This is a genomic window from Sphingomonas sp. Mn802worker, assembly GCF_000382485.1.
Lineage (GTDB): Bacteria > Pseudomonadota > Alphaproteobacteria > Sphingomonadales > Sphingomonadaceae > Sphingomonas.
On sequence record NZ_AORY01000012.1, the window covers coordinates 37,805 to 55,863 of the forward strand.

Here is an 18,059-nt window from a genome sequence, read left to right on the forward strand (position 1 = left end):
CGACGCCTTCCCTATCCCTTGATCCGCAGCGGCAGTCCTGCGACCACCAGCTCGACCCGGTCGCACACCGCCGCAACCCGCTGGTTCAAGCGGCCGGCCGCATCACGGAAGCGTCGTGCCAGCGCATTGTCGGGCACGATGCCGAAGCCGACCTCGTTGCTGACGAAGATCAGGTCACCGTCAGCCTGTTCGATCGCGCTCACCAAAGCGTCGCTCGCCTGATCCATATCGGCATCGCCAAGCATCAGGTTCGACACCCATAAGGTGAGACAATCGACCAGCAGCACACGGCCCGCACGCGCCTCCCGCCCGATCGCTCCGGGCAGGTCCGTCGGTGCCTCAAGCGTCGACCAGCGCGCGTCACGGTCGCGCCGATGCGCTGCAATGCGCTCGGCCATCTCGCCATCGAACGCCTGCGCGGTGGCGACGAAGACCAGCTCGCCCGTGCACCCTTCCGCCAGTTCCTGCGCGTGCCGGCTCTTGCCCGACCGCGCACCGCCCAGCACCAATGTCGTCGTCGCGTGCGCGCTCATGTTCCTGCCGACTTGCTCAAGCCCGCGTGAATGGCGAAGGCACACGCCGTGACGCAAGCAGAATCACACCCTTTCGCACACCATGGCGGCCGGCTGGACGACGCGCGCACGCGTTTCCCCGACGCGCCGACGCCCTGGCTCGATCTGTCGACCGGCATCAACCCCCGCGCCTGGACGCCGCCGGCCGCGGCGATCGACAGCGGCTCGCTGCCCGAGGTGAGCGCATTGCGCGCGCTTGAACGCACCGCCGCCGCCTTCTTCGGCTGCGCGCCCGAACAGGTCGCCGCCGTGCCGGGGAGCGAGATCGCACTCCGACTGCTGCCGCAACTCGGCCTTCCGCAACCATTCACCGCGCTCACACCCAGCTACGGCACCCACCACGACATTGCAGAGCATGCTGTCTCGCACGATGCGCTTGACCGATCTGGCTGGACGTGCGGAACGCTGCTCTTGGCAAACCCGAACAATCCCGACGGGTATCGGCGTGAGCCGTCGCGATTGCTCGCCCTGGCGAAGCACGCCGCCACTACAGGCGGTGCACTGGTCGTCGACGAAGCCTTTGCCGACGTCGACCCGGGAACCAGCCTCATCCCTCACCTCGACCAAACCGGCAACGTCACGGTCCTGCGCTCGTTCGGGAAGTTCTTCGGTCTTGCCGGTGTGCGCCTCGGCTTCATCGTCGGTCAAAACGAGGTGATCGAACGAATACGATACCTGCTTGGCGACTGGCCTGTCAGCACACAGGCAATCGTCTGGGGAACCGCGGCTTACAGTGACGCCGTGTGGATCGCACAAACCCGCAGTTGGCTACACGCTCAGGCTGCTCGGCTCGACTCCCTGCTGTCACGCCACGGCCTGTCCGCGACCGGCGCCTGCCCGCTCTTCCGGCTGGTCGAGCATCGCGACGCATGGCGACTGTTTGACCTGCTCGCCCGCGCGGGCATCCTCGCCCGCCCGTTCGCCGCGCAGCCGCACTGGCTCCGCTTCGGCCTGCCCGGCGACGAGGCCGCGTTCGATCGCCTCGACCGCGCGCTTGCCCGTGGCTGATCCGGTCGCGCTCGCCGCCCTCGCGCTCGACGCGTTGATCGGCTGGCCCGGGTCGCTCTACCGCCGCGTCGGACACCCGGTCGGCGGGTTCGCGCGCGTGATCGGCGCGTGCGAGCAACGCTGGAACACACCCGATCGCACCCAGCGGCAGCGTCGCACGCTCGGCGTCGCTGCGATGCTGCTGCTCCTCATCGGAACCGCGCTGTTCGCGCTTCTGCTCGAACTGCTGATCCGTCATGCACTCGGCGCGTCGGCCTGGGTCGCGATCGCACTCCTCGCCTGGCCCGCGCTAGCCCAGCGCAGCCTGTTCGATCACGTCCGCCCGGTCGCAGCCGCGCTCGAAGACGGAAACCTGCCCGCCGCCCGCCATGCGGTCGCGATGATTGTCGGCCGCGACACCGACGCGCTCGATTCCGCCGGCATCGCCCGCGCCGGAATCGAGAGTCTCGCGGAAAGCTTCTGCGACGGCGTCGTTGCGCCGCTGTTCTGGCTGCTCGTCGCCGGTCTGCCGGGCCTGTGGTGCTACAAGGCGATCAACACCGCCGACAGCCTGATCGGGCACAAGGAACCGCGTTGGCGCGCCTATGGCTGGGCGGCGGCACGGATCGACGACGCCGCGAACTGGATCCCCGCGCGACTTGCCGGCGTACTGCTGTGCATCGCCGGCGCAGGCGGCTGGCGCGTGATGTGGCTCGATTGTCGCCGTCACGCATCGCCCAATGCCGGATGGCCCGAGGCGGCGATGGCGGGCGCGCTCGGCGTCGCGCTCGCCGGGCCGATCGCCTATGACGGGCAGATGCAGATGAAGCCTTGGATCGGGGATGGCGCTGCCGCCGCCCGTGCCGCCGACCTGAACCGCGCGCTGGCGGTCTACGTGCGCGCCTGCGCATTGCTGTGGGTTCTCGTCGGGATCGTCGCATGGCTGCGGTGATGCTGCAGGGTACCGGCTCCGACGTCGGCAAGTCGGTGCTGGTCGCAGGGCTTTGCCGCGCGCTCGCCAATCGCGGGCTTCGCGTCCGCCCGTTTAAGCCGCAGAACATGAGCAACAACGCCGCCGTCACCGGCGATGGCGGCGAGATCGGGCGCGCGCAGGCGACGCAGGCGATCGCCTGCCGCGTGCCCGCGCACGTCGACATGAACCCGGTGCTGCTCAAGCCGCAGGGCGACCGCACCTCGCAATTGATCGTCCGCGGGCAGGTGCGCGGCACGCTCGCCGCACGTAACTGGCGCGAAGGGCGCATCGGGCTGCTCGGCGACGTGCTCGAGAGTTTCCGGCGCCTGCACGACGACGCCGACATCGTCGTGGTCGAAGGCGCAGGCTCCCCGGCGGAGATCAACCTGCGCGCTGGCGATATCGCCAACATGGGCTTCGCACGTGCGGCCAACGTCCCGGTCGTCCTTGTCGGCGACATCGATCGCGGCGGCGTCATTGCCTCCCTGGTCGGCACGCACGCGGTGATCGCAGCCGAAGACGCGGCGATGATCCGCGGCTTCCTGGTCAACAAATTCCGCGGCGACTCGGCGCTGTTCGTTGACGGCATGACTGCCGTCTCCGCGCGAACGGGCTGGTCCGCGCTCGGCATCATACCTTGGCTCGCCGCCGCCCGCCGCCTGCCGAGCGAGGATGCGGTCGCGCTGGAGCGTGCGTCCGGTCGCGCCAGCGATCGCCCGACCGACCGACACGTCATCGCCTGCCCGATCACGCCGCGGATCGCGAACTTCGACGATCTCGATCCCCTCCGCCTCGAACCTGCGGTCGATCTCGTCATGGTTCCGCCCGGCCGCCCGATCCCCGACGCGGCGATGATCGTCCTCGCGGGATCGAAGGCGACGCGCGCCGACCTGCAAAGCCTGCGCGATGAGGGCTGGGACATCGACATCCTCGCGCACGTCCGCAAAGGCCGTCCCGTCCTGGGCCTGTGCGGCGGCTACCAGATGCTGGGCCGCACGGTCAGCGATCCGGCTGGCGTGGAGGGTCCGGCGGGTACGACACCCGGCCTCGGGCTGCTCGACATCGACACCGTGCTGACCGGCGAAAAGACCGTTCGACAGGTCAGCGGCGAGGCACTTGGCGCGCGGTTCGATGGCTATGAAATCCATCTCGGCCATACGACCGGACCCGATACGGCTCGACCGCTAGGTTTTCTGTCGGATGGAACACCGGAGGGCGCGATGCGCGCCGATGCGCTCGTCGCCGGCAGCTACATCCACGGTCTGCTCGGTCAGGCGGCACAGCGGCGCGCATGGCTCGAACGCATTGGCATTACAGGATCGGGCGGCGACCATGCCGCCGACGTTGACGCAGCGCTGGATGAGATCGCCGCGCAGCTTGAGCAGCACGTCGACGTCGACGCGCTGATCGACCTCGCTCACACCCACCGATCGACGACGCAGGCGAGCAGCAGCATCGTCTCGGTCAGCTCGATCCCCGCACCGTGAACGTCGCCGGTCATGCCCCCGACCCGCCGCGTGAAGAAGACGCCGAGTACCGCCAGCACGACCGGTGCCAGCAACAACGACGGCACCGGGACACTTGCGCCCAGCAGCACCAGCACCCAGCCGACCAGATCACGCCGCCGCACCGCACCGGTGATCGCCGCGCCCAGGCCGCTCGCCTTGAGCAGCGGAACGAAACGCGCCCAGCCTAACGGACCGAGCCGAGCCACCACCGGGATCAGCACCACCGCCAACCAGCCGCCGGGAAGAATCAGGTGCAGCATCACCAGCTTGGCGGCGAGTTGCAGCACAATCGCGACCACGCCGAAGCTGCCGACGTGCGGATCACTCATTACCGCCAGCAGGCGGGACCGGTCGCCGTGCGCCGCGCCCAGCCCATCGCTCATATCGGCCAGGCCATCGAGGTGAAGCGCCCCCGTCACCCACACCCAGCCGAGCACCGCGGCCAGCGCGCCCAGCCATGGGTCGATCAACGCGCCCGCCCATCCCAGCCCCGCCACGATGCTGCCGACGATCGCGCCGACCAGCGGGTACAGCCGCACCGATGCGGCAAAGTCGCCGTCGCGCAACTTTTGCCGCGGTACCGGCAGCCGCGTCAGGAACGACAGCGCGACGATCAGCCGGCGCACGGCCACAGCCCCGTCACCTGCGCCCGTCTCGGCTCTCCATCCCTTACCCGAATCGAGACGATCGCCGCATAGGGCAGGTCGAACGCCCACACCTGCGCGCGATCGAACCCGCACAGCACGTGCAGCGCCGCGCGTATCGCGCCACCGTGCGTCACCACCAGCGTCGCCGCGGGCGGGGTCGCGGCGAGTGCGTTGCCGACCCGCGCGACCAGCTCGGACCAACGCTCCCCGTCCGGCGGCGGGCACGCGTCAGGATCGTTCCAGAACCGCCCCAATGCTTCCTGATCGAGGTCGCGTGCGAATGCGCCGTCCCACGCGCCGAAATCGAGCTCGCGCCAGCGCGCATCGATCTGCGTCGCACCGATCGCTTGGGCACAATCGTGCGCGCGCCGCAGGTCCGATGCCACAACGCGCGTCACGCGTTCGCCGCGGGCCTCAAGCATTCGCGCCTGCGCCTGACATGCCGCGACCCCGGCCGGAGTCACCGCACAGTCGGTCCGCCCCAGCATTCGTCCCGCCAGCACCGGCTCACCGTGCCGCATCAGATGCAGCGCGAAGCTCGTCACGCGTCCGCGACACCCGCTTCGGCAAAGGTCGCCATCCCGTTATGCGCGGCGAGCGCGGCACGGATCACGCTTACCGCCACCGCAGCCCCGCTCCCCTCGCCCAGCCGCATGTCGAGCGACAGCAGCGGTCGCAGTCGCAGCCGGTCGAGCAGTCTCCGATGTCCCGGCTCGGCCGAACAATGCCCGGCGATCAGGTGATCTACGATCCCCGGCACCGTCCGTGCAAGCGGTGCGACCGCGGCGGAGGCGATGAAGCCGTCGAGCACGACCGGAATTCGCGCATGTCGCGCCGCCACTACAGCACCCGCGATCGCGACGATCTCGCGCCCGCCCAGCCGGCGCAGGATCCCGAACGGCGTGTCGAGCGCGCCACGATGATACGCCAAGGCCGCATCCACCACGCTCGCCTTACGTGCCACGCCGTCGCTATCGACGCCGGTTCCCGGCCCGACCCAGTCGCGCCCGCTGCCGCCGAAGCTCGCCGCCGCCAACGCCGCCGCCGCGGTCGAGTTGCCGATCCCCATCTCGCCCAGCACCAACAGGTCCGCGCCCGCGATCGCCGCTGCGCCGGCGTTCAGCGCATGGAGGCATTCCGCCTCGCTCATCGCCGGGGCATGCGTGAAATCGGCGGTCGGCCGGTCGAGATCGAGCGGCGCGACGCGCAACGTCAGCCCGGCACTCCCCGCCAGCGCATTGATCGCCGCGCCGCCGGCCTCGAAGTTCGCGACCATCTGCGCCGTCACGGCGGGCGGGAACGCGCTGACGCCCTGCGCGACGACGCCGTGATTGCCCGCGAACACGACCGCGCGACCGCGCTCGATCCGCGGACGCGCGACGCGCTGCCATCCGGCCATGAAGATCGCGATCTCTTCCAGCCGGCCAAGCGATCCCGCAGGCTTGGTCAGTTGCGCCTGTCGCGCTTCGGCGGCCGCGCGTGCATTCGCATCCGCCGCCGGCAGGTCGCGCAACGCAGCCTCGAACGCCGCCGCGCTATCGATCCCGATCATTCGACCACGAAGCCCTGTGGCGGCGTCCGCGTGATGAAATGCCCCTTCACCCCTTGCGGCCATTGCTTGAACGGCACCTGTCCCCACTCGCTGTCCGCGTAAGCGCGCGCATAGTCGAGGATCGCGCGTGCCGCGTCCTCGTCGGGGACGAAGCGGCCCATGACATAGCCGACCTTGTCCGGCGCACGCAGGTGCACCGTGCAGAAATCCTGGCACGCGAACAGGCACGGCATCTCCTCGACCGCAACGCCGGCGTAAGCCGGATCATCGGATGCGACCCTGCGCAGCGCCTCGACCAGCCGCGCACCGCCGCGCTTCCCCTCGCCGTCCTCACGCGCGTCACTCGAATGGCGGCACGTATTACAGGCGACGACTGCCACGCCCGAGCTGCTTGGCTTCAACGCCATCGATTATGCTCCCATCACCGAAAAGCCATGCCGCTCGATCCGGTCGATCATCTTATTCGTCTCCGCCGCTAGCCGACACGCCCGCCTCGATTGCCTGCTTCGCCTAGCGACATGCAGCGCCATTGTCGCCCGGCACATGTACGCCGCCACATCAGCTAATGCGATGATGTAACATAGCTCTTGATGTGCGTGGATGCTCCGATTAGGCGATCCATCGAGTGTTCAGGGAAACAATGATGACCAGCTTCTTGCGTGCAACCGTCAGCCTCGCCGTGCTCGCGGCCGCCACGCCGGCGTTCGCGCAATCCTCGTCGGGAGGGACCGGCGCCACCAACGTCCGGCAGGACGGTGGTTCGGCCACGGTCGCGACGTCCGCGCGGCAGCCGAGCGTCGGCGACATCATCGTCACCGCGCCCGTAGAACGCAGCGAGCGCGACGTGCTGCAAGGCACCTCGGTCCTCTCGGGCGAGGCGCTGACGCGCGACCTGCGCCCGACGATCGGCGAAACGCTGTCGCGCCTGCCGGGCGTGTCCGCGACCTCGTTCGGCCCGTCTGCCTCGCGCCCGATCCTGCGCGGTTTCCAGGGCGAGCGTATCCGCGTGCTGACCGACGGCATCGGCGCGATCGACGTGTCGAACACCAGCGTCGACCATGCCGTCGTCGTCGATCCCCTGCTTGCCGAGCGGATCGAGGTGCTGCGCGGGCCCAGCGCGTTGCTGTTCGGCTCGTCGGCGGTCGGCGGCGTCGTCAACGTGGTCGACACGCGCATCCCGCGCACCGTGCCCGACAACGGTTATCGGCTGAGCGGCATCGCCAATTACGGCTCGGCCGCGAACGAGCGTTCGGCCGAGATGGCGGGCGACGTTGCGGTCGGCCGGCACCTCGTCCTCCACGCCGACGGTTCGTACCTGAAGACCGACAATTTGCGCATCGGCGGCTACGCGCTGTCACGTGCCGCACGCGCGGCTGCGCTCAGCCAGGTCGGCCTGCCACAGGATGTCGAACCGGGCGAGGAGCCGATCGACTTTGCCTCCAGTGCTGCGATCCGCGGCAAGCTGCCTAACAGCCAGTCGGAGACGTGGACCGCTGGCGTCGGCGCCAGCATCATCACCGATACCGGTCAGCTCGGCATCAGCTACAGCCATTACGACAGCACCTACGGCATCCCGATCCGCTACGCGACGCAAGTGGGTCAGGAGCAGGAGGCTCCTCGCCTCGATCTCGTGCAGAACCGCGTCGACCTGCGCGGCGAGGTCGAAACCGGTGGCGGCTTCCTCGACCGCATCCGCATCCGCGCTGGCCAAGCGACCTACCGCCACTTTGAGCTCGAACCCGACGGTGCGGTCGGCACCGCTTTCTACAATAATGGTCTCGAAGGGCGGCTTGAACTCGTCCAGGCCAAACACGGCGCCTGGTCGGGGGCGTCCGGCGTCCAATATTTCAACCGCCAGTTCAACGTCGTCGGCGATGAGGCATTCCTGCCGCGCAACGAGACCAACCAGACCGGCCTGTTCACGTTGCAGCAGTTCGACTTCGGCAAGCTGAAGGCAGAGGCGGGCGCTCGCTACGAGTGGACCGACCAGGCGGCCAAGTCCGACACCGACCAGCGCTTCTTCGTCGGCAAGACCAGTTACGGCGCGTTCTCGGGCTCGCTCGGCGCCAGCTATGGCTTCACCGATGCGCTCCGCTTTGGCGTGAACGGCTCCTACACCGAACGCGCGCCCTCGGCCGAGGAACTGTTCGCCAATGGCGGTCACGCCGGCACGCAAGCGTACGAGCTCGGCAACCCCGACTTCCGGCTGGAGCGCAGCTGGGGGCTGGAGGCGACGCTCCACGCCCACACCGACCAAGTCAACTTCGACGCGTCGGCCTATTACAATTGGATCACCAACTTCATCTACGAGAACCAGGTCGGACAAGGCGTCTGCGAGGCCGCAGCGGTGCGCTATGGCGCAGCCGGGCGTGAGGTCGACCTGCCGTGCTTCCAGTACAATCAGGCCGACGCGCATTATTACGGCTTCGAGGCCGATCTATCGGCCAAGCTGTTCACGCTTGGCACCACGCGGATCAATGCCGACGTACTGGGCGACTACGTCCATGCCAACGTCGTCGATCAGGGACCGGTCCCGCGCATCCCGGCGCCACGCGTGCTCGGCGGGCTCGAAGCGCAGGGCGACGCCTTCACCGCGCGCGCGGAGGTGGAGCATTTGTTCGAGCAGAACCGCACTGCCGCGTTCGAGACGGCGACCAGCGATTATACGCTCGTCAACGCGAGCCTCGCCTTCTCGCCGTTCGGCCGGGCCAACAAGACGCAATTGGTACTGAGCGCCAACAACATCTTCGACGTCAATGCACGCCGCGCGTCGAGCTTCCTCAAGGACTTCGCGCCGCTCGCCGGCCGCGATCTGCGCGCGACGCTGCGCTTCGGGCTGTAGGTCGCGCTGGACGGGCGATGTCAGCGGCATCGCCCGTCCACGATGCACGATGCGTCTTGTGGACGTGCGCTCACGTCCGCGCCGATGCCGGACACACAACTGCTTCGTAAGGGCGGACCCCGTCGCCGCGCGACTGCCAAGCAGGCTACGCTCGCTGCAACGTCAGTTTTCTAAAGCTTTGACCTTTGATCGGCGGTCCGCTGTCGGACGCTCGCCTGATCGGAAATGGTGGAGCCGAGGGGGATCGAACCCCTGACCTTCGCAATGCCATTGCGACGCTCTCCCAGCTGAGCTACGGCCCCATTCCCGTTGGGAAGCGCCCACTAACCGGGCGCTGCGGGCTTGGCAAGCGGTGGATTGCACCATTTGCCAAGCCGGTTACGAAAAATCAGTTCTCGTCGTCGTCCTTGCTGGCTTCGACGCCCAGGTCGTCGTCGCCGCCCAGATCGACCTCGTCGTCGGCCGAGGGCTCCTCGTCCTCGTTCGGCGCCAGATCCATGTCCTCGTCGTCACCGGCGAGATCGTTGTCGGCGTCCTGCTTGGTCGTCTTCGCCGCCTCGAACGGCATCGGCTGCTTCGACTTCAGGATCGGCTCGGCCGACCAGGCATACCCGCAGTTGATGCAGGTGATGGGGTCGTCCTTGGTGAGGTCATAGAAACGCGTCGCGCATTTCGGGCACGTACGCTTCGTGCCCCATTCCGGCTGGATCATGCCGTGAAAGCCTTTCGGATGGGTGGTTCTGCAGGTAAGCCCTGCGAAGTGGGGCGCGCCTTGCCATAGCACAACCCGGCTGGCAAGCGGCGCGCATGTCGCATCCCGAACCCTCCTCGCTGACCGTGCCCCCCGCTACGCGCCTCGCCGGGCGCATCCGCGTTCCCGGCGACAAATCGATCAGCCATCGCGCGCTGATGCTTTCTGCGCTTGCGGTCGGCGAAAGCCGGGTCGAGGGATTGCTGGAGGGAGAGGACGTGCTCGCCACCGCCGCCGCGCTACGTGCGATGGGCGCACGGATCGAGCGTGACGGGGCCGGTGTGTGGACGATCAACGGCTTCGGGGTCGGCGGACTGCTGCAACCCGCCGCCGCGCTCGACATGGGCAATTCGGGCACCTCGACCCGGCTGCTGATGGGGCTGATCGCCTCGCATCCGATCACCGCGACCTTCACCGGCGACGCCTCGCTATCGGCCCGCCCGATGGAGCGCGTCATCACGCCCTTGTCGCGCATGGGCGCGGACATCACCGCCTCGCCCGGTGGTCGTCTGCCGCTGATGCTGCGCGGTCTCTGCCCCGCGGTGCCGATCGAGTATGCGCTGCCGGTCGCCTCCGCGCAGGTGAAGTCGGCGATCCTGCTCGCCGGGCTCAACACGCCCGGCATCACCCGCGTGATCGAGCCGGTGCTGACGCGCGATCACAGCGAGCGGATGCTCGCAGGCTTCGGTGCCGAAGTGCTGGTCGAGGAGACGAGCCGTGGGCGCATCATCTCAATCACGGGCGAGGCGGAGCTGCGCCCGCAGTCGATCGTCGTGCCGGGCGATCCCTCGTCCGCCGCCTTCTGGATGGTCGCCGCATCGATCGTGCCGGGCAGCGATGTCACGATCGAGAACGTCGGGCTCAACCCTACCCGTGCCGGCCTCGTCACTGCGCTCCGCATGATGGGCGCCGACATCACCGAGATCTCCCCGCGCACCGTCGGCGGGGAGCCGGTCGCCGACTTGCGCGTCCGCCACGCCGCGTTACGGGGGATCACCGTGCCACACGACCTCGCGCCGTCGATGATCGACGAATATCCCGTGCTGTTCGTCGCCGCGGCCTTCGCCGCCGGCCGAACCGTCGCGCGCGGCGCCGACGAACTGCGCGTGAAGGAAAGCGACCGCATCGCTGCGATGCGCGCCGCGCTGGAGGCAAGCGGGGTGCAGGTCACCGAGCACGAGGACGGCCTGTCGGTCGACGGCAGCGGCGGTGACGCGATCCCGGGCGGAGGCACCGTCGCGACGCAACTCGACCATCGCATCGCGATGAGCATGACCGTTGCCGCGCTTCATGCCCGCACCGCCATCACGCTCGACAACGTGTCGCCGGTACGCACCAGCTACCCGACCTTCTTCGACCAACTGGCAGCGCTTTCGGGAGAAGTCGCATGATCATCGCCGTAGACGGCCCCGCCGCATCGGGCAAGGGCACGATCGCCAAGGCGCTCGCACGCCACTATCACCTGCCCCACCTCGACACCGGGCTGCTCTACCGCGCGGTCGCTGCGACCGTGCGTCGCATGGAGCTCGACCCCGAGAAGGAAGCCGATGCCGTCGCCGCCTGCGACTTCGACGAGCTGACGCTCGCCGATCCGGGCTTGCGCGACGACGATGTCGGGCAACTCGCCTCGGTCGTGTCTGCCCACCCGCTCGTGCGCGCGGCATTGCTCCAACGGCAGAAACGCTTCGCGCATCAGGAGGGCGGCGCGGTGCTCGACGGACGCGACATCGGCACGGTGATCGCCCCCGACGCGCTCGCCAAGCTGTTCGTCCGCGCGACGCCGACGATCCGCGCGCAACGCCGCCACGCTGAACTCAAGAACCGCGGCAGCGGCGTCAGCTACGATCAGGTGCTCGCCGACATTCGCGCGCGCGACGAACGCGACAGCAGCCGCTCGGCCGCCCCGCTTGTACCCGCTGCCGACGCGGCGCTGCTCGACACCAGTTTCCTCTCGATCGACGCCTCGATCGCCAAGGCAATCGCGCTCGTCGAGGCGCGCCGCCCGCAGGGCTGATCGCCAGCGCCGATGCTTGCTTGTTCACCCCGCTTCGGCTAAGGGCGCGCGGTCCAGCGGGCTTAGGGTTCGCGGAGGCATGGCGCGGCTGTTCCTATCTGCCGCGCCCTTTTCGCATCAGCGTTCTGTGTCTCTGCATATTCTCGGCGCGCGCGGATACCGCGTCCGGCATGGGGTCGGCGTGGTGTTTTGGCCCTGGGGGTTGCCCCTAGACCAGCGGAACCAACCGCTTGGCCGGAAACGATAACGTTTAGGACTTACGGACTTATGGCCTCTACGGCAGCTCCCTCACGCGACGATTTCGCGGCAATGCTCGATGACATGTTCGGCGGCGCCGACAGCTTCGAGGGCCGCGTGGTGCTCGGCACCGTTACCGGCATCGAGAATGACCTGGCCGTCATCGACGTCGGCCTGAAGAGCGAAGGCCGCGTGCCGCTGCGCGAATTCGCGCCGGCGCCGGGCCAGAAGGCCGAGCTGAAGATCGGCGACGAGGTCGAGGTCTACGTCGACCGCGTCGAGAACATGCACGGCGAAGCGATGCTTAGCCGCGACCGCGCGCGCCGCGAGGCCGCCTGGGACAAGCTCGAGGTTGAGTTCGCGAAGACCGCACGGGTCGAGGGCACGATCTTCGGTCGCGTCAAGGGCGGCTTCACGGTCGACCTCTCGGGCGCCGTCGCCTTCCTGCCGGGCAGCCAGGTCGACATCCGCCCGGTGCGCGACGTCACCCCGCTGATGGACATTCCGCAGCCGTTCCAGATCCTCAAGATGGACCGCAAGCGCGGCAACATCGTCGTGTCGCGTCGCGCGGTGCTCGAGGAAACCCGCGCCGAGCAGCGTTCGGGCCTGATCCAGAGCCTGGCCGAAGGTCAGATCATCGAGGGCGTGGTCAAGAACATCACTGATTATGGTGCGTTCGTTGATCTCGGCGGCATCGACGGCCTGCTCCACGTCACCGATTTGTCGTACAAGCGCGTCCAGCATCCGTCCGAGATGATCAACATCGGCGACACGGTGAAGGTGCAGATCATCCGCATCAACAAGGACACGCAGCGCATCTCGCTCGGCATGAAGCAGCTTGAGAGCGATCCGTGGGACGGCGCCGGCGTCAAGTACCCGGTCGGTGCGAAGCTGTCGGGCCGCGTGACCAACATCACCGAATATGGTGCGTTCGTCGAGCTGGAGCCGGGTATCGAGGGTCTGGTTCACGTCTCCGAGATGAGCTGGACCAAGAAGAACGTCCATCCGGGCAAGATCGTCTCGACCAGCCAGGAAGTCGACGTGGTGGTGCTCGAGGTCGACGCCGAGAAGCGTCGCATTTCGCTCGGCCTCAAGCAGGCGCAGGCCAATCCGTGGGAGGCGTTCGCCGCCGCTCACCCGATCGGGTCGACCGTCGAGGGCGAAGTCAAGAACGCGACCGAGTTCGGCCTGTTCATCGGCCTCGACAACGATGTCGATGGCATGGTCCACATGTCGGACATCGCCTGGGGCGTGTCGGGCGAGGACGCGCTCAACCTGCACCGCAAGGGCGAGACCGTTCAGGCTGTCGTGCTCGACATCGACTCGGAGAAGGAGCGCATCTCGCTCGGCATGAAGCAGCTCGAGCGTGGCGGCCCCGTCACCGCTGGCGCGGGCGACCGCATCGGCAAGAACCAGGTGGTCACCGTCACGGTGCTCGAGGTTCGCGATGCCGGCCTCGAAGTGCAGCAGGGTGACGACGGCGCGACCGGCTTCATCAAGCGCACCGATCTCGGCCGTGACCGCGACGAGCAGCGTCCGGAGCGTTTCCAGGTCGGTCAGAAGTTCGACGCGATGGTGACCGGTTTCGACCGTTCCAAGAAGCCGACCTTCTCGATCAAGGCGATGCAGATCTCCGAGGAGAAGCAGGCCGTCGCGCAATACGGTTCGTCCGATTCAGGTGCGTCGCTCGGCGACATCCTGGGCGAAGCGCTCAAGGCACGCGAATCGAAGAAGTAAGCGTCTGCCCGCCAGGGCAAACGAAACACGCGAAGGGGTCGGCAGCGCCGGCCCCTTTTCGTTTGCGCCCGTGTCCAGGCGGATCGGTCCTATCGCGCGGGCGGATTTATCTGTATCAACGTCGGGCCGCAGCGGTCTGCGCGGTTGCGTGATGCGATGGTTGGGGAAGCAAATGATTCGGTCGGAACTCGTCAACCGGCTCACGGACGAAAACCCGGAATTGTCCCAGCGCGACGTCGAAGCGATCGTCTCCACCTTCTTCGACCAGATCACCGACCGTCTGGCGGCGAACGGCCGCGTCGAACTACGCGGCTTCGGCGCCTTCTCGACCCGCCAGCGTGACGAGCGCACCGGTCGCAACCCGCGCACCGGCGAAACGGTCGACGTCACCGCAAAGCGGGTGCCCTATTTCAAGCCGGGCAAGGAAATGCGCCAGCGCCTCAACGTCTGACCGACGCGCTCTCGTCGCTTCAACGCTTGACGCGCCCCCACCAAGCGCGCTCAAGCACGAAGCGGATGCGCGGACGTGGCGGAATCGGTAGACGCTGGAGACTTAAAATCTTCTGCCCATGGCGTGCGGGTTCGAGTCCCGCCGTCCGCACCATCTTTGCAGTCGCGGCGATGCCGCCGCTGCTCCTCACGACATCGTGCGATCGTCGCACCGATAGTGGCCCCGTCATCGTCAGCGTCATCGGCGACGCGCCAGCGATCGCCGGCACCGATCGCCGCCTGCTCGCGACCTCCGACCGCGTGCTGACCGACGCGGTGGCGGAAGGATTGGTCCGTTTCGATGCCGCCGGACAGATCGAAGGCGGGCTTGCCGAACGCTGGACCGTCACCGATGACGGTACCAGCTTCATCTTCCGCCTGCGCGAGGCACGCTGGGCCGACGGACAGCCTGTCCGCGCCAGCCAGATCGTCACCCTGCTCAAGCGGCAGCTTGCCCGCGGCGCACGCAACAGCCTCGCCCCTTATCTCAGCGCGATCGACGATGTGGTCGAGATGACGCCCGAGGTGATCGAAGTCGAACTCGCCCGCCCACGCCCCGATCTGCTCAAGCTCTTCGCGCAACCCGAACTGGCGCTGGTTCGCAGCGCACGCGGCGAAGGCGCCGGCCCGTTCCGCGCGACACCCGGTGGAGCGCGCGCCGTGCTGCTGCGCCCGATCGAGGATCCCGACCGTGATCCCGACGACGATCGCCCGCAACCGGAAGACAACGTCCGACTGATCGGCGAGCGCGCCGCCCGCGCGATCGTACGCTTCACGCAAGGCCGCGCCGACCTCGTCACCGGCGGCACCATCGCCGACTGGCCGCTCGTCCAGCGTGCGGAGCCGGTCGCCGGGACGCTGCGCCTCGACCCTGCCGCCGGTCTGTTCGGCCTCGCCGTCATGCGCCGCGATGGTTTCCTGGCTGATGCGGACAACCGCGCCGCACTGGCCGCCGCATTCGATCGTGCCGCGCTGGTGACGGCCGTGTCGCCCGACTGGGCGCCCGCGGAGGCGTTGTTGCCCGACCAGCTCGATTCGCTTGCGCCGCCCACGCAGCCTGCCTGGACGACGCTAGCGCGCGAGCAACGCCTTGCGGCCGTCCGCGCGCGTGTAGCCGCATCGCGCGTGGCCGCAGGCACGCCGACGCTCGGGCTTGCGTTGCCGGTGGGCACCGGTGGAACGCTGTTGTGGACGCGCCTCGCCACCGACCTCTACGCGATGGGGATCAGGCCGCTGCGGCTCAGTCCCGACGATCCCGCCGCCGACCTGCGGCTCGTCGACCTCGTCGCACCGTATGACAGCGCGCGCTGGTACCTGTCCGAAGCGTGCCTAGCCTGTTCCGATGTGGCGCAGCAGGCGATCGAGGATGCCCGCGTCGCCCCGACCGCCGACGCCCGCGCAGCAACCATTGCGCGCGCCGACGCGGCATTGACCGCCGACGCCACATTCATCCCGCTCGCCCGGCCGCTGCGCTGGTCGCTGGTCTCGGTCCGGCTGGCGCAATGGCAGGCGAATACACGCGCGTGGCATCCGTTGAACCACCTGCGCCGCGATACCAGATGATGGCGCATGACCATCCGTCCTGACGCCATCCCGCTCGGTCTCTCCTCTGCCAACCTGCCGCTCGGGCGTGATCCCGCTTCGGTGCGGCGCCGGCTGGTCGCGATGGAGCAGTTGCTGGAAGGATTGTTCGTCATCCCCGGCATCAACCGCCGCGTCGGCCTGGACTTCATCCTGGGGCTGATCCCGGTCGCGGGCGACGCGCTCGCCGCCGCACTCGGCGGTTGGCTGGTGTGGGAGGCACGCAACCTCGGCATGGGCAAGCTTGCGCTAATGCGGATGACCGGCCGCGTCGGCTTCGACGCGCTGGTCGGGCTCGTCCCCTTTTTCGGCGATGCCGCCGACCTCTATTACCGCTCGAACACGCGCAACCTGAAGCAGATCATGCGGCACCTCGACAAGCACCATCCCGCCACCGTCACGATCGACCGTTAGTAAAGCAGGAACGGCGCGCGCTTCTCCATCCAGGCACGCTCATCAAGAATCGTGAGCGCGTCCAGGTCACCGGGCTGAGCACCCGCCTCGTCGACCCACTCGCGTAATCCCGGTCCGCCGTTGATGACGTCGATCGCCAGCTTGTCGAACTCGTACTCATAAGGAAAGTCGCGCCACAGCGCGTAATCGGGGCGCAGGCGGCGCAGTGCCTTGAACGCCAGCGCCTGCAACCGCCACGGTCGGAACGCCGCATGGTCATAGCCCGCGCCCTCAGCGTGGATGAACACGCCCGCACACAACTCGCCCGCGTGCTTGTGGAACGTCGGCTGGAACCAGATGTCACGCAAGGTGCAACCCGCGAGCCATTTGGGCGCGAGCGCCTGCATCTCCGCGATCAATGCACGCGCGTCCACGTCAGGCGCACCGAACAATTCGAGCGGCCGCGTCGTCCCGCGCCCTTCCGACAATGTCGTGCCCTCCAGCATCACCGTGCCGGCATAGGCACGCGCCATGTTGACGTTCGCCGCATTGGGGCTCGGATTGATCCACACCCGCGTCTCGGGCCAGCCGAAACCCGGAGCCGCCTCGGGCGCCCAGCCTTCCATCGTCACGACGCGGTAGTCGACATCAAGCCGGTAATGCGCGACGAACCACTGCCCCAGCTCGCCCAGCGTCATCCCGTGCCGCATCGGCATCGGTCCCGCTCCGACGAAGCTTTCCCAGCCCTCGCGCAAGCTCAGTCCCTCGACCGGACGTCCCGCCGGATTGGGTCGATCCAGCACCCAAACCGTCTTGCCATGTTCCGCCGCGGCTTCGAGCACGTAGAGCAGCGTCGTCACGAAGGTGTAGATGCGGCAGCCCACGTCCTGCAAATCGACCAACATCACGTCGAACGTGTCCATCGACGCCGGCGTTGGACGGCGCACCTCGCCGTACAGGCTGAACACCGGCATGCCGTAGGTCGGATCGGTGAAGTCGGGCGACTCCATCATATTGTCCTGCAGGTCGCCGCGCACGCCGTGCTGCGGCCCGAACACCGCCGACACGTTGACGCCCGCCGCCACCAGCGCGTCGAGCGAGTGCGTCAGATCGGCGGTCACCGATGCGGGATGCGCCAGCAGCGCGATGCGGCGTCCCTCAAGCTGGCGGCGAAGGCTCGCATCGGCGAGCAGGCGATCGATCCCGAAGTTCATGGGCGCGCTGGTGCCGGGAGCCGTGCGGCAAAGCAATCGCGATGATGGAAGTCGGGCGCGCCCGGGGGATGCTCGAGCGCCCAGAACGAGCGACGTCCACCCGTTTCCTCGATCACCGCGGTCAGCGACATCAGCAGCTCGCCGTGCGGCAATCCGCTCAGGTCGCAGGCGGCCTCCACGCCAGTCGCGGTCCGTTCGACACGCGGCACGAGGTCACGCGGAAGGTCGCTCATCGCGTCGCGATACCCGTCAAAGGCGTACGCCGCCCACGCCCCGGACGGCGAGAGGTTGAACTCGACGTAATGCTCCTCGTCGTCGAACATCAGAAACAGCTCGAAACAGGTCGTCCGCCAGAGCTCGTCTGTGCGCACCGGGCTCGCCCGATCGGGCCAGACCACGGCCTCTTGGCCCTCGATGGTATAGCTAAGCAGCACGCCGAGCGGGTCGGTCACGCGCAAGTCGACCGTCGCCCCGCGTACGGCGAGCGGCGGGTGGTCGGGGTGCGGGATCAGCGAATAGCGCGTCATCCCCGCACCCTAGGAAATCGCGCGGGAAATCGCTA

At 68.1% G+C, this 18,059-nt stretch carries 18 protein-coding genes and 2 tRNA genes; 11 read left to right on the forward strand and 9 right to left on the reverse strand.

All coding sequences use genetic code 11. From position 1 onward, the window contains the following. Nucleotides 1-11: 11 nt before the first annotated feature. The gene (gene cobU / locus SMN802W_RS0110125; protein WP_019516796.1) at nucleotides 12-533 is read right to left on the reverse strand and encodes a bifunctional adenosylcobinamide kinase/adenosylcobinamide-phosphate guanylyltransferase; all 522 of its coding nucleotides are present in this window, start codon (nucleotides 531-533) and stop codon (nucleotides 12-14) included. Nucleotides 534-563: 30 nt separating this feature from the next. Between cobU and SMN802W_RS0110130 the strand changes: the two genes are divergently transcribed. From SMN802W_RS0110130 to SMN802W_RS0110140, 3 genes are read left to right on the forward strand one after another with little or no spacing between them, the layout of a single operon-like run. After that, nucleotides 564-1,580, forward strand: a complete 1,017-nt coding sequence (locus tag SMN802W_RS0110130; protein ID WP_019516797.1) for an aminotransferase class I/II-fold pyridoxal phosphate-dependent enzyme — start codon at nucleotides 564-566, stop codon at nucleotides 1,578-1,580. After that, nucleotides 1,573-2,511 (forward strand): adenosylcobinamide-phosphate synthase CbiB, encoded by a 939-nt coding sequence (gene cbiB / locus SMN802W_RS0110135; protein WP_019516798.1) that lies wholly within the window; start codon nucleotides 1,573-1,575, stop codon nucleotides 2,509-2,511. The genes SMN802W_RS0110130 and cbiB overlap by 8 nt, the downstream gene beginning before the upstream one ends. Next, nucleotides 2,499-4,019 carry a cobyric acid synthase gene (locus SMN802W_RS0110140; RefSeq protein WP_019516799.1) on the forward strand — a complete coding sequence of 507 codons (1,521 nt, stop codon included), beginning with the start codon at nucleotides 2,499-2,501 and terminating at the stop codon, nucleotides 4,017-4,019. Before cbiB ends, SMN802W_RS0110140 begins: the two co-directional genes overlap by 13 nt. On the opposite strand, the gene cobS is transcribed toward SMN802W_RS0110140, so the two are convergent. The 4 genes from cobS to SMN802W_RS0110160 are packed head-to-tail and all read right to left on the reverse strand — an operon-like array spanning nucleotide 3,950 to nucleotide 6,646. Further along, nucleotides 3,950-4,666 (reverse strand): adenosylcobinamide-GDP ribazoletransferase, encoded by a 717-nt coding sequence (cobS, locus tag SMN802W_RS0110145; RefSeq protein ID WP_026325986.1) that lies wholly within the window; start codon nucleotides 4,664-4,666, stop codon nucleotides 3,950-3,952. The genes SMN802W_RS0110140 and cobS overlap by 70 nt on opposite strands. Then, the gene (locus SMN802W_RS0110150) at nucleotides 4,654-5,232 is read right to left on the reverse strand and encodes a histidine phosphatase family protein (protein WP_019516801.1); all 579 of its coding nucleotides are present in this window, start codon (nucleotides 5,230-5,232) and stop codon (nucleotides 4,654-4,656) included. The genes cobS and SMN802W_RS0110150 overlap by 13 nt, the downstream gene beginning before the upstream one ends. Continuing rightward, nucleotides 5,229-6,239, reverse strand: a complete 1,011-nt coding sequence (gene cobT / locus SMN802W_RS0110155; RefSeq protein WP_019516802.1) for a nicotinate-nucleotide--dimethylbenzimidazole phosphoribosyltransferase — start codon at nucleotides 6,237-6,239, stop codon at nucleotides 5,229-5,231. The genes SMN802W_RS0110150 and cobT overlap by 4 nt, the downstream gene beginning before the upstream one ends. Continuing rightward, nucleotides 6,236-6,646, reverse strand: coding sequence for a DUF1636 domain-containing protein (locus SMN802W_RS0110160; RefSeq protein ID WP_019516803.1), 411 nt, complete (start codon nucleotides 6,644-6,646; stop codon nucleotides 6,236-6,238). The genes cobT and SMN802W_RS0110160 overlap by 4 nt, the downstream gene beginning before the upstream one ends. 233 nt (nucleotides 6,647-6,879) lie before the next feature. Between SMN802W_RS0110160 and SMN802W_RS0110165 the strand changes: the two genes are divergently transcribed. Continuing rightward, entirely contained in the window at nucleotides 6,880-9,081 is a 2,202-nt protein-coding gene (locus SMN802W_RS0110165; RefSeq protein ID WP_019516804.1) for a TonB-dependent receptor, read from the forward strand. A gap of 226 nt (nucleotides 9,082-9,307) precedes the next feature. Here the strand turns inward: SMN802W_RS0110165 and SMN802W_RS0110170 are convergent. Both SMN802W_RS0110170 and SMN802W_RS0110175 read right to left on the reverse strand, forming a co-directional pair. Next, nucleotides 9,308-9,383 (reverse strand) — tRNA-Ala (locus tag SMN802W_RS0110170). 86 nt (nucleotides 9,384-9,469) lie between these two features. Continuing rightward, nucleotides 9,470-9,793 carry a TIGR02300 family protein gene (locus tag SMN802W_RS0110175; RefSeq protein ID WP_019516805.1) on the reverse strand — a complete coding sequence of 108 codons (324 nt, stop codon included), beginning with the start codon at nucleotides 9,791-9,793 and terminating at the stop codon, nucleotides 9,470-9,472. Nucleotides 9,794-9,888: 95 nt separating this feature from the next. Here SMN802W_RS0110175 and aroA point away from each other — a divergent pair, with 95 nt between their 5' ends. The 7 genes from aroA to SMN802W_RS0110210 all read left to right on the forward strand — a co-directional run bounded on the left by aroA (nucleotide 9,889) and on the right by SMN802W_RS0110210 (nucleotide 16,304). Beyond that, entirely contained in the window at nucleotides 9,889-11,223 is a 1,335-nt protein-coding gene (aroA, locus tag SMN802W_RS0110180) for a 3-phosphoshikimate 1-carboxyvinyltransferase (RefSeq protein WP_019516806.1), read from the forward strand. Further along, entirely contained in the window at nucleotides 11,220-11,846 is a 627-nt protein-coding gene (gene cmk / locus SMN802W_RS0110185) for a (d)CMP kinase (RefSeq protein ID WP_019516807.1), read from the forward strand. The genes aroA and cmk overlap by 4 nt, the downstream gene beginning before the upstream one ends. Before the next feature lie 267 nt (nucleotides 11,847-12,113). Further along, nucleotides 12,114-13,820: a 30S ribosomal protein S1 gene (rpsA, locus tag SMN802W_RS0110190; RefSeq protein WP_026325987.1), complete on the forward strand. Its 1,707-nt coding sequence runs from the start codon at nucleotides 12,114-12,116 to the stop codon at nucleotides 13,818-13,820. Nucleotides 13,821-13,992: 172 nt separating this feature from the next. Beyond that, nucleotides 13,993-14,271, forward strand: coding sequence for an integration host factor subunit beta (locus SMN802W_RS0110195; protein ID WP_019516809.1), 279 nt, complete (start codon nucleotides 13,993-13,995; stop codon nucleotides 14,269-14,271). Between the two features lie 69 nt (nucleotides 14,272-14,340). Continuing rightward, a tRNA-Leu gene (locus SMN802W_RS0110200) sits at nucleotides 14,341-14,424 on the forward strand. Nucleotides 14,425-14,441: 17 nt separating this feature from the next. Next, nucleotides 14,442-15,872, forward strand: a complete 1,431-nt coding sequence (locus tag SMN802W_RS0110205; RefSeq protein WP_037523876.1) for an ABC transporter substrate-binding protein — start codon at nucleotides 14,442-14,444, stop codon at nucleotides 15,870-15,872. A 6-nt stretch (nucleotides 15,873-15,878) separates the two neighbouring features. Further along, on the forward strand, nucleotides 15,879-16,304 hold the full coding sequence (locus tag SMN802W_RS0110210; protein WP_019516810.1) for a DUF4112 domain-containing protein: 426 nt from the start codon (nucleotides 15,879-15,881) through the stop codon (nucleotides 16,302-16,304). On the opposite strand, the gene SMN802W_RS0110215 is transcribed toward SMN802W_RS0110210, so the two are convergent. Both SMN802W_RS0110215 and SMN802W_RS0110220 read right to left on the reverse strand, forming a co-directional pair. Next, nucleotides 16,301-17,497: an exo-beta-N-acetylmuramidase NamZ family protein gene (locus SMN802W_RS0110215; protein WP_019516811.1), complete on the reverse strand. Its 1,197-nt coding sequence runs from the start codon at nucleotides 17,495-17,497 to the stop codon at nucleotides 16,301-16,303. The two genes, SMN802W_RS0110210 and SMN802W_RS0110215, sit on opposite strands and share 4 nt — an antisense overlap. Beyond that, nucleotides 17,494-18,024 (reverse strand): DOMON-like domain-containing protein, encoded by a 531-nt coding sequence (locus tag SMN802W_RS0110220; protein ID WP_019516812.1) that lies wholly within the window; start codon nucleotides 18,022-18,024, stop codon nucleotides 17,494-17,496. Before SMN802W_RS0110220 ends, SMN802W_RS0110215 begins: the two co-directional genes overlap by 4 nt. Nucleotides 18,025-18,059: the final 35 nt, after the last annotated feature.

Bases quoted from the DNA above. Each gene is read 5' to 3' on its own strand.
- cobU (WP_019516796.1), bottom strand. From the start codon at position 533: ATGAGCGCGCACGCGACGACGACATTGGTGCTGGGCGGTGCGCGGTCG.
- SMN802W_RS0110130 (WP_019516797.1), top strand. From the start codon at position 564: ATGGCGAAGGCACACGCCGTGACGCAAGCAGAATCACACCCTTTCGCA.
- SMN802W_RS0110140 (WP_019516799.1), top strand. From the start codon at position 2,499: ATGGCTGCGGTGATGCTGCAGGGTACCGGCTCCGACGTCGGCAAGTCG.
- cobT (WP_019516802.1), bottom strand. From the start codon at position 6,239: ATGATCGGGATCGATAGCGCGGCGGCGTTCGAGGCTGCGTTGCGCGAC.
- SMN802W_RS0110160 (WP_019516803.1), bottom strand. From the start codon at position 6,646: ATGGCGTTGAAGCCAAGCAGCTCGGGCGTGGCAGTCGTCGCCTGTAAT.
- SMN802W_RS0110165 (WP_019516804.1), top strand. From the start codon at position 6,880: ATGATGACCAGCTTCTTGCGTGCAACCGTCAGCCTCGCCGTGCTCGCG.
- SMN802W_RS0110175 (WP_019516805.1), bottom strand. From the start codon at position 9,793: ATGATCCAGCCGGAATGGGGCACGAAGCGTACGTGCCCGAAATGCGCG.
- aroA (WP_019516806.1), top strand. From the start codon at position 9,889: ATGTCGCATCCCGAACCCTCCTCGCTGACCGTGCCCCCCGCTACGCGC.
- cmk (WP_019516807.1), top strand. From the start codon at position 11,220: ATGATCATCGCCGTAGACGGCCCCGCCGCATCGGGCAAGGGCACGATC.
- rpsA (WP_026325987.1), top strand. From the start codon at position 12,114: ATGGCCTCTACGGCAGCTCCCTCACGCGACGATTTCGCGGCAATGCTC.
- SMN802W_RS0110195 (WP_019516809.1), top strand. From the start codon at position 13,993: ATGATTCGGTCGGAACTCGTCAACCGGCTCACGGACGAAAACCCGGAA.
- SMN802W_RS0110205 (WP_037523876.1), top strand. From the start codon at position 14,442: ATGCCGCCGCTGCTCCTCACGACATCGTGCGATCGTCGCACCGATAGT.
- SMN802W_RS0110210 (WP_019516810.1), top strand. From the start codon at position 15,879: ATGACCATCCGTCCTGACGCCATCCCGCTCGGTCTCTCCTCTGCCAAC.
- SMN802W_RS0110215 (WP_019516811.1), bottom strand. From the start codon at position 17,497: ATGAACTTCGGGATCGATCGCCTGCTCGCCGATGCGAGCCTTCGCCGC.
- SMN802W_RS0110220 (WP_019516812.1), bottom strand. From the start codon at position 18,024: ATGACGCGCTATTCGCTGATCCCGCACCCCGACCACCCGCCGCTCGCC.